Genomic DNA, 13,655 nt, shown 5'->3' with positions numbered 1-13,655 from the left:
GAGCCATGATCAACGTAGACCTGCAACAACTCATCCAGGCGCTGGACGCCGAAACCCGTCGCGATCTGGAGCGTTCGGCCGAGCGCTGCGTGGCCCGTGGCGGCAGCAAGATTCTGGTCGAAGACTTGCTGCTCGGCCTGCTGGAGCGCCCGAACGGTCTGCTCTCCCGCGCGCTGCAGGATGCCGACGTTGACGCTGGCGAACTGAGCGCCGCCCTGCAATCGCGGGTCGAGCACAGTGCTTCGCGCAACCCGGTGTTCGCCCCGGAACTGGTGCAGTGGCTGCAAGACGCGCTGCTGGTGGCCAACCTTGAACTGGGCCAGACCTCGGTCGAAGACGCGGCGCTGATCCTCGCGCTGCTGCGCAACCCGATGCGCTACGCCGGCAGCCGCTACCAGCCGTTGCTCGCCAAACTGAACATCGATCGCCTGAAAGAATTTGCCCTGTCGCAACAGCCTCAGGCAGCGGCCAACGGCAAACCGGCCGCCCAGGGCGAATCGCTGCTGGAGCGCTTCACTCACAACCTGACTCAACAGGCCCGCGACGGCAAACTCGACCCGGTGCTGTGCCGCGATGGCGCGATCCGCCAGATGGTCGACATCCTCGCCCGTCGCCGCAAGAACAACCCGATCGTGGTCGGTGAGGCCGGTGTCGGTAAAACCGCCATCGTCGAAGGCCTGGCCTCGCGCATCGCTGCCGGTGAAGTGCCGCAGGTACTCAAGGGCGTCGAGCTGCTGTCGCTGGACATGGGCCTGCTGCAGGCCGGTGCCAGCGTCAAAGGTGAATTCGAGCGTCGTCTGAAAGGTGTGATCGACGAGGTCAAAGCCTCGCCGAAGCCGATCATCCTGTTCATCGATGAAGCCCACACACTGATCGGCGCGGGCGGCAATGCCGGCGGTTCCGACGCGGCCAACCTGCTGAAACCGGCACTGGCTCGCGGCGAGTTGCGCACCATCGCCGCGACCACCTGGGCCGAGTACAAGAAATACTTCGAGAAAGATCCGGCGCTGGCCCGCCGTTTCCAGCCGGTTCAACTGCACGAACCGACCGTGAGCGAAGCGGTGACCATCCTGCGTGGCCTGGCTCAGGTCTACGAAAAGAGCCACGGCATTTACCTGCGCGATGACGCGGTGGTTTCGGCAGCCGAGCTGTCTGCCCGTTACCTGGCCGGTCGGCAACTGCCGGACAAGGCTGTCGACGTGCTCGACACCGCCTGCGCACGCGTTCGTATCAGCCTCGCTGCCGCCCCGGAAAGCCTGGAACGCCTGCGTGGCGAACTGGCTGAAGGTGGCCGTCAGCGTCAGGCCCTGCGCCGCGATGCCGAAGCCGGTCTGCTGATCGATCACGAAGCGCTGGAGGCACTGGAAGCGCGTCTGGACGAAGCCGAAGCGGAAATGGTCGCACTGGAAACCCTGTGGGCCGAGCAGAAACAACTGGCCGAGCGCCTGCTGGAACTGCGTCAGCAACTGGCCAAGGCCCGTGAAGCCGCTGCGGTCGAGCCGACAGTGACTGTTGAAGAAGACGCCGAAGGCACCGTGATCGAAACCCACGCCGCCGACGTCGACGAAGCCCTCAGCGTCGAAGCGCTGGAAGCGCAACTCAACGAAACCCACAGCGCCCTGACCGCTGCGCAGGTCAAGGAGCGTCTGGTCAGCTTCGAAGTCTGCCCGCGTCTGGTGGCCGAAGTGATCAGCGCCTGGACCGGCGTGCCGCTGGCGCAATTGGCCCGCGAACACAACGCCAAGGTCGCCAGCTTCGCCACCGACCTGCGCACCCGCATTCGTGGTCAGGAACAAGCCGTCCACGCACTGGATCGCTCGATGCGCGCCACCGCTGCCGGCCTGAACAAGCCTGACGCACCGGTCGGCGTGTTCCTGCTGGTCGGCCCGAGCGGTGTCGGCAAGACCGAAACCGCCCTGGCGCTCGCCGACCTGCTGTACGGCGGCGACCGCTTCATCACCACCATCAACATGTCCGAGTTCCAGGAGAAGCACACCGTTTCCCGCCTGATCGGTGCACCGCCAGGCTACGTCGGTTACGGCGAGGGCGGCATGCTCACCGAAGCCGTGCGCCAGAAGCCGTACTCGGTGGTGCTGCTCGATGAAGTCGAGAAGGCTGACCCGGACGTGCTCAATCTGTTCTACCAAATCTTCGACAAAGGCGTGGCCAACGACGGCGAAGGGCGCGAGATCGACTTCCGCAATACGTTGATCCTGATGACCTCGAACCTGGGGAGCGACAAGATCAGCGACCTCTGCGAAGACGGCGCGCGTCCGACCGCCGAAGTGCTGGAAGAAACCATTCGCCCGGTGCTCAGCAAACACTTCAAACCGGCGCTGCTGGCGCGGATGAAAGTGGTGCCGTACTACCCGGTCGGCGGCCCGGTGCTGCGCGAGCTGATCGAGATCAAACTCGGTCGTCTGGGCGAGCGCCTGAACCGTCGTCAGCTGGATTTCAGCTGGTGCCAGAACCTTGTCGATCACCTGTCCGAGCGCTGCACCCAGAGCGAAAGCGGTGCGCGCCTGATCGACCACTTGCTCGACCAGCACGTGTTGCCGCTGGTGGCCGACCGCCTGCTCGACGCCATGGCCACCGGTGAAAGCCTCAAGCGCGTGCACGCGACGCTCGACGGTGAAGCCAGCGTGACCTGCGAGTTCGCCTGAGGTGAGTGTGATGTTCACTCAAGTGCCGCAGCCACTGCTCTATGCCGAAGCCTTGCTGGCGCAGTTCGCCAGCCTGTCGCGCGCGGCGGACGGTGCTGCGCTGCTGGGTGACTTCGTGCGCGGTCTGGCCGGGCTGAGCGGCTGCGAACTGACGCAGCTGTATTTGCTGGACGCCACGCACACGTCGCTGGGAATGAACGCCGAATGCCTCGACGGCGTGCTGCAACCGCGCAGCGCGGCGAGCCTGCCGGCGGACTACAACGGCGAGCAACTGTTGCAGTTCGCCCTCTGCCAGAACCGCGTGGTGAGCTTCGATGACCTGGGCGGCAGCCTGCAGGAAACCAGTTTTCTGCCGGCGTCGTCCACGCCGTGGCAGTCGCTGTTGTGCGTGCCGCTGGTCAATCAGCAGAAGGCTGTCGAAGGCCTGTTGCTGTGCGCCAGCCGTCGCCACATCAACCTGCAAGGCTTCGCCGATTCCCTCGGTCAGCTCGGCTCGTTCGTGCTGGGTCAGCTGCATCTGCTGCAACGTCTGCGCCAGCCAGTGGATGCGGCCGCACCGGTTGTGCGCAGTCTGCCGAGTGCCAGCGGCTATGGCCTGATCGGCAAGAGCGCGGCGATGCGCCAGACCTACTCGCTGATCAGCAAAGTCCTGCACAGCCCGTACACCGTGCTGTTGCGTGGCGAGACCGGCACCGGCAAGGAAGTGGTCGCGCGGGCGATCCACGATTGCGGCCCGCGCCGGTCACAGGCGTTCATCGTGCAGAACTGCGCGGCGTTTCCGGAAAACCTGCTGGAAAGCGAGCTGTTCGGCTATCGCAAAGGTGCGTTCACCGGCGCCGACCGTGACCGCGCCGGGCTGTTCGACGCGGCCAATGGCGGCACCCTGTTGCTCGATGAAATCGGTGACATGCCGCTGTCGCTGCAAGCCAAGTTGCTGCGCGTGCTGCAGGAAGGCGAGATCCGCCCGCTGGGTTCCAACGACACCCACAAGATCGACGTGCGCATCATCGCCGCGACGCACCGCGATTTGTCGGTGCTGGTCAGCGAAGGCAAATTCCGTGAGGACCTGTACTACCGCCTCGCGCAATTTCCGATCGAGTTGCCGGCCCTGCGTCAGCGCGAAGGCGACATTCTCGACCTGGCCAAACACTTCGCCGACAAGGCTTGCACCTTTCTGCAACGCGATCCGGTGCGCTGGTCGGACGCGGCGCTGGATCACCTGTCCGGTTACACCTTCCCCGGCAACGTGCGTGAACTCAAAGGCCTGGTCGAGCGGGCGGTGCTGTTGTGCGAGGGCGGCGAGTTGCTGGCCGAGCATTTCTCACTGCGCCTGGAATCGGCGCCGGCGCCGGAAGACCACTGCGGCCTCAATCTGCGCGAACGACTGGAAGCGGTCGAACGCAATCTGCTGCTCGATTGCCTGCGCAAGAACGACGGCAACCAGACGCTCGCCGCCCGCGAACTGGGCTTGCCGCGACGCACGCTGCTGTACCGGCTCGGCCGCTTGAACATCAATCTGGGAGATTTCGATGGGTAGGCGAAAGTCCGTCGGATTTACCTCGAAAACCTATTTCAGCGCCGCCCGCAAGGGTCGGCGCTTTGTGCTTTGTCTACACCTGGAGACCCTCTGATGTCTGTTCGTCACTGGCACGCTGTCCTGCTGACCCTCGTCGTTCTATGCGGCCTCGGCGGCTGCAGCGGCAATTACAAATTCAACGATAACGATTACCGCCCATTGGGTGATCCGCAGGCGGTCAATCGCGGCAAGTGACCGCAAGGAGCATCAAACATGGAATTGGTTTTCGAAATGCTGAACACCAAGCAGTTCGTGCCCACCGAGCTGTGCCAGCGGACCTTCAAACAGGCCGGTGGCGTGATCGGGCGGGGCGAGGACTGCGACTGGATCATCCCGGACCGCAAGCGTCACTTGTCCAATCACCACGCGATTGTCAGCTATCGCGAGGGCACGTTTTTCCTGACCGACACCAGCAGCAACGGTGTTCAGGACGGCGACAGCGGCGCACGCCTGCACAAGGGCGAACCGGTGCGCATCGAGCACGGCAGCACCTACGTGCTGGGCGACTTCGAGATTCGCGCGCGCCTGGTGCGCGACCCGGCGACGTTCGACGGTGAAGTCGGCCTTCCACGTGCCGCCGGCACCATCATTCCGGACGACGCGTTCCTCGACCTCGACCCGCTGAAGTCGCTGGAGCAGCAAGAGCGCGTGTATTCGGAGTTCGAGGAAATGCTCGCGCCGGTCACCGACCCGGAAGACTCTCGTCAGCGTGCCGATTACGCGCGCATCGACATGGAAAGCCTGATGGTGCCCGAGCTGATCGTCGAGCCCAAGCCTGAGCCTGCGCCGGCACCGAAAGCGGTCGAGCGTCAGAGCGAAACCTTCTGGGATAAATTCGGCGCGGCCCTCGGCGTGAACGTGAAGAACCTCAGCCACGACGAGCGTGAAGCCCTCGCGCTGAACGCTGCACGTCTGCTGCGCCAGAGCGTCGGCGGTCTGCAACAGAGCCTGCGCACCCGTTCGGAGCTGAAGAACGAACTGCGTCTGGCCCAGACCACCGTGCAAGGCACCAACAAGAATCCGCTGAAATTCGCCGTCGACCCGAGCGAAGCGCTGGACATCCTGTTGCAGCCGCACAAACCGGGCCACTTGCCGGCCGAGCAGGCGGTCTCCCGCGCGTTCCGCGACTTGCAGGCGCATCAGGTGGCGCTGCTGACCGCCAGCCGCGCGGCGGTGCGCGGCACTCTGGAGCACTTCTCGCCGGAGCAGTTGACCCTGCGTTTCGAGCGCGACAACAAGCCGTTGCTCGCCACTGCTGGCGGGCGCTGGAGAGCGTTCAACCGTTACCACCATGCGCTGCGTCAGGACGACGACTGGAGCGAGCGCCTGCTGGCCCGCGACTTCGCCCAGGCCTACGAAGAACAGATCCGCCTGATCTCCACCCTCCACACCGACCACCAAGGATGATGCGCATGTCTCGCCGCTCGACCGCTTTTTTCAAGACGCTGACCGCGCTCACCCTGTTGGTGCTGCTCGCCGGTTGCTCGTCGCTGTCGCCGTATTCGAAAGTGACCAAGATCAACCTGAAGCTGACCGGCAGCGATCAGCTGAACCCGGATCTCAACGGTCGTCCGTCGCCGATCGTGGTGCGCCTGTTCGAACTCAAGCATCCGGTGACCTTCGAGAATGCTGATTTCTTCAGTCTCTACGAACGCGCCAAGGAATCCCTCAACCCGGATCTGGTGGCCAGCGAAGAACTCGAACTGCGCCCGGGTGAAACCGTGGAGCTGAAACTCAGCGTGGAGGAGGGCAGCCGCTTCATCGGCATCCTCGCCGCGTACCGCGACCTGCCGGAAACCAAGTGGCGCCACACATTCCCGATCACGCCGCTGGAAGTCACCGAAGCTGATCTGACCCTGGATCAGGCCGGTATCCGCAAGACCAACGAAGTGCTCGCCAAGGCGGATGACTGATCATGAATACCCATAAAGTCATCTGGCAGGAAGGCATGCTGCTGCGTCCGCAGCACTTCCAGCACAACGACCGCTACTACGATCACCAGATGAAGACCCGCACGCAGTTGCTGGGCGGCTACACCTGGGGTTTCCTGAACCTTGAGATCGACTTGCAGTTCCTCAACATGGGCAAACTGGTGATCAGTGAAGCCTCGGGGATCCTGCCGGACGGCAGCCTGTTCGAACTCGGCGGCAACACCGAACCGCTGGCGCTGGACGTGCCGCCGAACACCGGCAACATGCCGATCTACCTGGCGCTGCCACTGGTCACCGGTAACCACATCGAGGCCCGTCGCCCGGAGCAGTCCGACGTACTTGCGCGTTACACCGCGTATGACGCCGAAGTCGCCGACTCCAACGCCGGTGATGATTCCGCCAGCCAGGTCAGTTGCGGTCGCCCGGACTTCAAGCTGTTGCTCGGCGAGCAGCAGAGCGACCAGGCCTACGTGAAACTGAAGATCTGCGACGTGCTCGACACCACGCCGGACGGCGTGATCAGCCTCGACCCGGATTTCGTGCCGACCTACATTCAGGCCCACGCCTCCAGCTACCTGCTGTCGTGCCTGAAAGAAGTGATCAGCATGCTCGGTCACCGGGGCGACACCATTGCCGAGCGGATTCGTTCGAACGGCAAGGTCGGCGGCGCGGAAATCGGCGACTTCATGATGCTGCAACTGATCAACCGCACCGAACTGCTGCTGCGCCACTATCTGGGTCTGGAGCAGGTTCACCCGGAAGAGTTGTACCGCACGCTGCTGACCATGCTCGGCGATCTGGCGACGTTCTCCAGCGACAGCAAACGCCCGCGTCTGGACAGCCGCTACTCCCACGCCGACCAGGGTGCGAGCTTCCGCAAACTGATGGAGTCGATCCGTCAGGTGCTGTCGATGGTGCTGGAACAGCACGCCATCGAACTGATCCTGCAAGCGCGTCAGTACGGGATCATCGTGTCGCCGCTGCACGACCACAAACTGCTGGGCTCGGCGTCGTTCGTGCTGGCAGCCAGTGCCAACTGCGACTCCGAAGAACTGCGCAACCGCTTGCCTGCGCACCTCAAGGTCGGCCCGGTGGAGCGCATCCGCCAACTGGTCAACCTGCACCTGCCGGGGATCAAGGTCAAACCGTTGCCGGTGGCCCCGCGGCAGATCGCGTTCCACTCGAACAAAACCTATTTCATCCTCGAACTCAGTTCCGAAGACCTGGCACAACTCGAGCGCTCCGGCGGCTTCGCGTTCCACGTGTCCGGCGAATTCGCCGAGCTTGAACTGAAATTCTGGGCCATCAGGAACTGACCGACATGATCAAGGACATGGAACACAACCAGGACGACAAAACCGTCCTGCTCGACCGTCAGGGCCATGGCCCGGCGGCGAGTCCGCTAACCGACTTCGCCGCGCCACCGCGCTTCGAACAACTGGAAGAACGGATGATCTACGCCGCGCGCCTGCGCCCGGCGGAGGCCTTCAACATCAGCCTCAATTCGCTGGTGGCGGCGTCGTCCGAACTGCTGTCGGAAGTGGTGCGCCTCAAGCACAGTGAAACCCGCGAAGACCTCTACGCGCTCAACGAGCGCCTGACCGCCGGGCTCAAGCTGTTTGAAGTGCGTGCCCTGCACAACGGCGCCGAAAGCAGCCAGGTGATGGCCGCTCGTTACGTGCTCTGCACCGTGGTCGACGAAGCCGTCGTGACCACGCCGTGGGGCAACGAAAGCGAGTGGTCGCAGATGAGCCTGCTCAGCAGCTTCCACAACGAAACCTTCGGTGGCGAGAAGTTCTTCCAGCTGCTCGATCGGCTGTCGAAAAACCCGGTCAAGCACCTGCCGATGCTGGAGCTGATGTACCTGTGCCTGTCCCTCGGTTTCGAGGGCAAGTACCGCGTGCAGGCGCGCGGCATGCTGGAACTCGAAGGCATCCGCGACGCCCTGTACCGGCAGATCCGTCAGTTGCGTGGCGACGTGCCGCGCGAATTGTCGCCGCAATGGGAAGGCCTCAACGATCAGCGCCGCAACCTGGTGCGCATCGTGCCGGCGTGGATGGTGGTGCTGTTCACCTTCGTCTGCCTGGTGATGATGTATTCGGGCTTCGCCTGGGTCTTGGGCGAGCAGCGCGACACCGTTCTGCAACCTTATCAGCCGCTTGATCCGGCCGCGGTCCAGCCGCAGTCGCAGCCGTAAACAGGGACGTGTGATGAAAAAGTTTTTCAAGAAAGTCGGCGCCTTCCTGCGCCAGACCTGGGTCTGGACCCTGCTGCTGGTGCTGTTCGTGGCGCTGCTGGTGTGGTTCGTCGGCCCGCTGTTGGCGGTGGATAACTACAAGTTCTGGGAAAGCGCGACTTCGCGCCTGCTGACCATCAGCGTGCTGTTCCTGATCTGGGGCCTGACCATGGTCTTCGTCAGCTGGCGCGCCGGTATCCGCAAGAAAGCCGTCGAAGAAACCGAAGACGGCCAGGACCGTATCCGCCGCGAAGAGTTGATCGACGAAGAGCAGAAAGAGTTGAAGGAGCGTTTCAAGGACGCCCTGAAAACCCTCAAGACTTCGAGTCTGTATCGCGGCCGCAGCGAGCGCTGGCGCAGTGACTTGCCGTGGTACTTGCTGATCGGCCCGCAGGCCAGCGGCAAGACCAGCCTGCTGGACTTCTCCGGGCTGGAATTCCCGATCAACAAGATCGACCGCAAGCTGACCCGCGACACCCACGGCACCCGTCATTGCGACTGGTATTTCGCCGATCACGGTGTACTGATCGACACCGCCGGCCGTTACCTGACCCAACCGGATTCGGAAGTCGACGGCAGCGCCTGGACCACCTTGCTGGAACTGCTGCGCAAGCGTCGTCGCGGCCGTCCGCTGAACGGCGTGCTGGTGACCATTCCGGTGGAAACCCTCACCAGTGGCAGCGAGCAGGACATCGACACCCTGGCTCGCCAGGTGCGTGCGCGTCTGCAAGACGTCTATCAGAAGCTGCACGTCGACGTGCCGGTGTATCTGGTGCTGAGCAAGGCTGACAAGCTGCTGGGCTTCGACGAGTTCTTCGACCAACTGACCCGCGAAGAAAGCGATCAGGTGCTGGGGACCAGTTTCCGCAAGGATCAGATCGGCACCGACGTGGCTGTGCTGCGCGGTGAGTTCGAAGAGCTGCTGCGTCGCCTCAACAGCCAGGTGATCATGCGCATGCACTCCGAGCGCGACACCCAGCGCCGTGGCCGCATCCTCGACTTCCCGCACCAGATGGGCCAGATCGGCGAGCGTCTGTGCCTGTTCGTCGACATGGCGTTCACCGGCAACCGCTACCAGCGTGCGACGCTATTGCGTGGTTTCTACCTGACCAGCGCCCCGCACCTGACCCACGAAATGGATTCGACCACCGCCGGCATCGGCGCGAGTCTGGGCATGAGCGCCGGCGTGCTGCCGACGTTGCGCAGCGGTCGTTCGCGTTTCATTCACCACTTGCTCAGCCGAGTGATTTTCCCGGAGGCCGATCTGGCCGGTCTGGACAAGCGCGAGCGCAGCCGCATCCATTGGGGCCAGCGTGCGTTGTACGTCGGTGCACTGGGCGCGCTGGTGCTGTTCGGCATGCTCTGGGCCGGTGGTTTCTCGGCCAACTGGGAGCGTCTGGAAAACCTGCGCAACCTGGCGCAGAACTGGACCCAGCAGCGCACGGCGCTGTCGCCGCGCGATGACGCCATGGGCACGCTGAAAACCCTCGACACCAGCTACGCCGCGACTCAAGTGTTCTCGAAGAAAGGCGACGCTGCGTACCACGAGCGGATGGGGCTGTATCAGGGCCAGGACGTCAATCCGGTGGTCAAGGAGGCTTACGAGCGCGAGCTTGAAAAGCAACTGCTGCCACGCGTTGCAACCATGCTCGAAGGCCAGATCCGCGCCAACATGAAGGACCGCGAAAAGCTGATCAACAGCCTGCGCGCGTACCTGATGCTGAACATGAAGGATCGTCGTGACGCGGCGTGGCTCAAGGATTGGGTCGCTACCGACTGGTCCCAGCGCTACAACGGCAACACCGCGGTGCAGAACGGTTTGAATGCGCATCTGGAGCGTCTGCTGAAGCTGCCGTTTATCTATCCGCTCAACGAGCAACTGGTGACTCAGGCGCGTCAGGTCCTGCGCAGTGAGTCGCTGGCAAACGTGGTCTACCGCATGCTCCGCGAGCAGGCGCGCAACCTGCCGGACTATCGCTTCAGCCAGCACCTCGGTCCGCAGGGCTCGCTGTTCATCGGCACCGAGTACGTGATCCCGGGCTTCTACACCCAGACCGGTTATCAGCAGTATTTCTCGGTGCAAGGCGCGTCGCTGGTGACCGACATCCTGCGTGACAACTGGGTGCTGGGCGAAGGCGCGGGCATCAGCGACATGGACTTGCGTCGCCTGATGGTCGAGCTGGAGCAACTGTACTTCCGCGACTACGCCAACTACTGGAGCGAGGCCGTTGGCCAGGTGGCACTGCCGCCGATCAGTGATGCCGGTGAAGGCGCCGAACAACTGGCGGGCCTGACCTCGGCCAACTCGCCAGTGCTGGCGCTGCTGACCGAAGTGCGTGAGAACACCCGCTTCCCGGCCGCTGCCGATCCGGTGGACGAGGCGGGTGACGCGGCTGATGCGCTGGCCGGACAGAAAGGCAAACTGGGCAAGGTGGGCAAACTCGCCGCGGCGGCAGCGGACAAGGCCTCGGCCCTGAACGTGGCGAAGAACCTGCCGGACACCGCCAAGAAATCCCTGCAACGTCGCTTCGAGCCGCTGCACAAGTTGCTCGACGACAACAACGGCCCGGCCGCTGACCTGACCCCGGCCTTCACCGCGCTCAACGACCTGCAACTGCAACTGGCGGGCCTCGCCCGTTCCAGCACGCCGGAGCAGGCCGCGTTCGAACTGGCCAAGACCCGCATGAGCGGCCAGCGTGATGCGCTGACCAACCTGCGCAATGCGTCGGGTCGTCTGCCGCGTCCGCTGAGTGTGTGGTTCAACGTGCTGGCCGAAGACTCGTGGCGCCTGGTGCTCAACGATGCCTACCAATACCTGAACGGCCGTTATCAGAACGAGCTGTACAGCGTGTATGGCAAGACCATCAGCAAGCGTTACCCGTTCAGCGCGTCGAGCACCAGCGACGTGGCGATCAGCGATTTCCGCGAGTTCTTCCGGGCTCAAGGCACCATCGACCGCTTCTTCGACAGCTACATGCGTCCATTCGTCAGCGGTGATCCGGGCAACTATCGGATGCGCAGCATCGACGGTCGCAGCCTGCCGGTGTCCAAGGTCTTCCTCGACCAGATGGCGGCTGCACTGAACATTCGCCAGAGCTTCTTCTCGATCAACCCGGCCGAGCCGACCGTGCAGTTCAAGCTTGAGCCGTACACCCTCGATCCGGCGGTCAGCCGTTCCGAGTTCAAGTTCGGTGACAAGACCATGGAATACCGCCACGGTCCGATCCTGCCCATGACCTTCAAGTGGCCGACCGATGCTGAAGACGGTCGCACCAGCCTGGTCATGGACAAGATGGCCGGGCGCCCGATTGGCATCGAGAAGAACTCCGGCCCGTGGTCGCTGTTCCGTCTGTTCGACCTGATGCAGACCGAGTACCTGACCGGTCGCGACGTGCTGGTGCTGAAAGCCGACGTAGGTGGCCTGCGCGCCAACTACCTGCTGACCAGCCAGCGCACGCCGAACCCGTTCGACATGGGCGTGATGCGTACCTTCCGTATGCCGGTGCAGCTCTGATGCTGGTGGCCAGTCCCTGGCGCAGCGCGGCGCGAACCGACCCGGGCAAGGTGCGGTCGCGCAACGAAGATGCCTTCCTCGACACCCCGCAGCATGGGCTGTGGGTGGTCGCGGACGGCATGGGCGGTCATCAGGGTGGTGACATCGCCAGCCAGTTGATCGTCGCCAGCCTGGCTGAACTGCCGCAACACGAAGACTTCGACGAACGCCTCAAAGCCATCCGCCAGTGCCTGCACTGGCTGAACCGGCGCCTGGGGCAAGAGCTGACCGTCACCGCCGGGCGTCACGACAGCATCATGGGCAGCACCGTCGTGGCGCTGCTGGTGGACGGCAATCGCGCGGCCTGCATCTGGGCCGGCGACAGCCGTTGCTACCTTTGGCGCGGGCAGCGGTTGTATCAGCTGTCGAAGGATCATTCGCTGCAGCAGCAACTGATCGACGAGCAGCAGATGAGCGTCGAACAGGCAGCGGCGCACCCGGCAGCCCAGGCCTTGACCCGGGCGGTGGGCGCGGCGGAACAACTGACCCTGGATGTGCTGGAACTCGAGGTGTATCCGGGCGATGTGTTCCTGCTGTGCAGCGATGGTTTGTATCAAGGCCTGAGCAGCGATGCCCTCGGCAATGCCCTCAGCCTGGCGGCGCCGCATGTGGCGCTGGAACGTCTGTTCGACGGCGCCCTGCGTGGCGCCGCTCGCGACAATCTGACTGCCGTGGTGATCCGCCAATGACTGAAATCGAATCCTCAGTCGACGACTTGCTGATGAGCGAAGAGCAGGCCAACAACCTGACCTATTTCGCTTTTGCAAAGCAGCACAACGCCGAACCCGCGCTGGCGCCGACCAAGGCCAGCGTCGGCGCACTGCCGGATGTTCTGGCAGGCCGTTACCACCTCGAGCGTCTGCTCGGGGCCGGTGGCATGGGTGCGGTTTACCGGGCCCGGGATCTGCTGCACGAACAGTTCGGCGATCCCGATCCTTACATTGCGCTGAAAATCCTCAGCGAAGAATTTGCCGAGTCGCCGGACGCCAGTGCCTTGCTCTACAGCGAGTTCGCCCTGACCCGACGCCTGCGCCACGACAACGTGCTGCGACCGCACACGTTCGAAGTCGACACCGATTGCCAGCGGGCCTTCATCACCATGGAACTCATGCGTGGCCTGACGCTGGACAAACTGCTCTGCGAGCGACCACTGGGTCTGCCGTGGAAAGAACTGCGCGACATCGCGCTGCCGCTGCTCGACGCGCTGGCTTACGCCCACCGTCGCGGCGTGCTGCACGGTGACATGAAACCGAGCAACGTCATGCTCAGCGAAGACGGCGTGCGCCTGTTCGACTTCGGTCTCGGGCAAGCCGAGGAAGGCATCCTGCCCGGCCTGCCGCACCTGAGCCGCGAGCGCTTCAACGCCTGGACCCCGGGCTACGCCGCCCCCGAACTGCTTGAGGGCCAACCGCTGTCGGCCAGCGCGGACGTGTACGGCGTGGCCTGCGTGATTTACGAACTGGCGGGCGGCAAACACCCGTTCCGCCGCTTGCCCTCGACCCAGGCCCGTGACGAACACCTGGATCGCGAACTGCAAGCCCCGGCAAATCTGCCAACACACTGCTGGCCCGCGCTGCGCACCGCGCTGGCCTTTGACGCGGCAGAGCGCACTATCTCTGTCGACCAATTGCGTGACGCCTTGGGCGCCACTTCGTCCTGGCTGCAGCGTTTGCGACTGCGGGCGTAACGGATGACA

The 13,655-nt window shown here is 63.7% G+C and carries 10 protein-coding genes; all 10 read left to right on the top strand.

Going from position 1 to position 13,655, the window contains the following annotated elements; all coding sequences use genetic code 11:
* Window positions 1–5 precede the first annotated feature (5 nt).
* A complete protein-coding gene (gene tssH / locus AC0R79_RS00365; protein ID WP_474732712.1) occupies window positions 6–2,663 on the top strand; it encodes a type VI secretion system ATPase TssH in 2,658 nt (885 codons plus the stop codon).
* A gap of 10 nt (window positions 2,664–2,673) precedes the next feature.
* The gene (locus AC0R79_RS00360) at window positions 2,674–4,200 is read left to right on the top strand and encodes a sigma-54 interaction domain-containing protein (RefSeq protein WP_127800665.1); all 1,527 of its coding nucleotides are present in this window, start codon (window positions 2,674–2,676) and stop codon (window positions 4,198–4,200) included.
* 93 nt (window positions 4,201–4,293) lie between these two features.
* On the top strand, window positions 4,294–4,434 hold the full coding sequence (locus AC0R79_RS00355) for a hypothetical protein (RefSeq protein ID WP_003229566.1): 141 nt from the start codon (window positions 4,294–4,296) through the stop codon (window positions 4,432–4,434).
* Window positions 4,435–4,452: 18 nt separating this feature from the next.
* On the top strand, window positions 4,453–5,646 hold the full coding sequence (gene tagH, locus AC0R79_RS00350; RefSeq protein ID WP_375744524.1) for a type VI secretion system-associated FHA domain protein TagH: 1,194 nt from the start codon (window positions 4,453–4,455) through the stop codon (window positions 5,644–5,646).
* Window positions 5,647–5,651: 5 nt separating this feature from the next.
* Entirely contained in the window at window positions 5,652–6,152 is a 501-nt protein-coding gene (gene tssJ / locus AC0R79_RS00345) for a type VI secretion system lipoprotein TssJ (protein WP_011336587.1), read from the top strand.
* Between the two features lie 2 nt (window positions 6,153–6,154).
* Complete coding sequence (gene tssK, locus AC0R79_RS00340) at window positions 6,155–7,486, top strand: type VI secretion system baseplate subunit TssK (protein ID WP_011336586.1); 1,332 nt, start codon at window positions 6,155–6,157, stop codon at window positions 7,484–7,486.
* Between the two features lie 5 nt (window positions 7,487–7,491).
* Complete coding sequence (gene icmH, locus AC0R79_RS00335) at window positions 7,492–8,367, top strand: type IVB secretion system protein IcmH/DotU (protein ID WP_007954389.1); 876 nt, start codon at window positions 7,492–7,494, stop codon at window positions 8,365–8,367.
* Window positions 8,368–8,380: 13 nt separating this feature from the next.
* Window positions 8,381–11,920, top strand: coding sequence for a type VI secretion system membrane subunit TssM (gene tssM / locus AC0R79_RS00330; protein ID WP_474732709.1), 3,540 nt, complete (start codon window positions 8,381–8,383; stop codon window positions 11,918–11,920).
* Window positions 11,920–12,648: a PP2C family protein-serine/threonine phosphatase gene (locus AC0R79_RS00325; protein ID WP_007954391.1), complete on the top strand. Its 729-nt coding sequence runs from the start codon at window positions 11,920–11,922 to the stop codon at window positions 12,646–12,648. Before tssM ends, AC0R79_RS00325 begins: the two co-directional genes overlap by 1 nt.
* A complete protein-coding gene (locus tag AC0R79_RS00320; RefSeq protein ID WP_474732707.1) occupies window positions 12,645–13,646 on the top strand; it encodes a serine/threonine-protein kinase in 1,002 nt (333 codons plus the stop codon). The genes AC0R79_RS00325 and AC0R79_RS00320 overlap by 4 nt, the downstream gene beginning before the upstream one ends.
* Window positions 13,647–13,655 lie beyond the last annotated feature (9 nt).

Source organism: Pseudomonas sp. HD57-3 (assembly GCF_056113135.1).
The sequence above is the reverse complement of the archived record's forward strand: the minus strand, read 5'-3'. Positions and strand labels throughout refer to the sequence as shown.

What these genes read in the sequence shown, in the direction of transcription:
- tagH (WP_375744524.1), top strand. Translation starts at nt 4,453, where the DNA reads ATGGAATTGGTTTTCGAAATGCTGAACACCAAGCAGTTCGTGCCCACC.
- AC0R79_RS00320 (WP_474732707.1), top strand. Translation starts at nt 12,645, where the DNA reads ATGACTGAAATCGAATCCTCAGTCGACGACTTGCTGATGAGCGAAGAG.
- AC0R79_RS00355 (WP_003229566.1), top strand. Translation starts at nt 4,294, where the DNA reads ATGTCTGTTCGTCACTGGCACGCTGTCCTGCTGACCCTCGTCGTTCTA.
- icmH (WP_007954389.1), top strand. Translation starts at nt 7,492, where the DNA reads ATGATCAAGGACATGGAACACAACCAGGACGACAAAACCGTCCTGCTC.
- tssM (WP_474732709.1), top strand. Translation starts at nt 8,381, where the DNA reads ATGAAAAAGTTTTTCAAGAAAGTCGGCGCCTTCCTGCGCCAGACCTGG.
- tssJ (WP_011336587.1), top strand. Translation starts at nt 5,652, where the DNA reads ATGTCTCGCCGCTCGACCGCTTTTTTCAAGACGCTGACCGCGCTCACC.
- AC0R79_RS00360 (WP_127800665.1), top strand. Translation starts at nt 2,674, where the DNA reads ATGTTCACTCAAGTGCCGCAGCCACTGCTCTATGCCGAAGCCTTGCTG.
- AC0R79_RS00325 (WP_007954391.1), top strand. Translation starts at nt 11,920, where the DNA reads ATGCTGGTGGCCAGTCCCTGGCGCAGCGCGGCGCGAACCGACCCGGGC.
- tssH (WP_474732712.1), top strand. Translation starts at nt 6, where the DNA reads ATGATCAACGTAGACCTGCAACAACTCATCCAGGCGCTGGACGCCGAA.
- tssK (WP_011336586.1), top strand. Translation starts at nt 6,155, where the DNA reads ATGAATACCCATAAAGTCATCTGGCAGGAAGGCATGCTGCTGCGTCCG.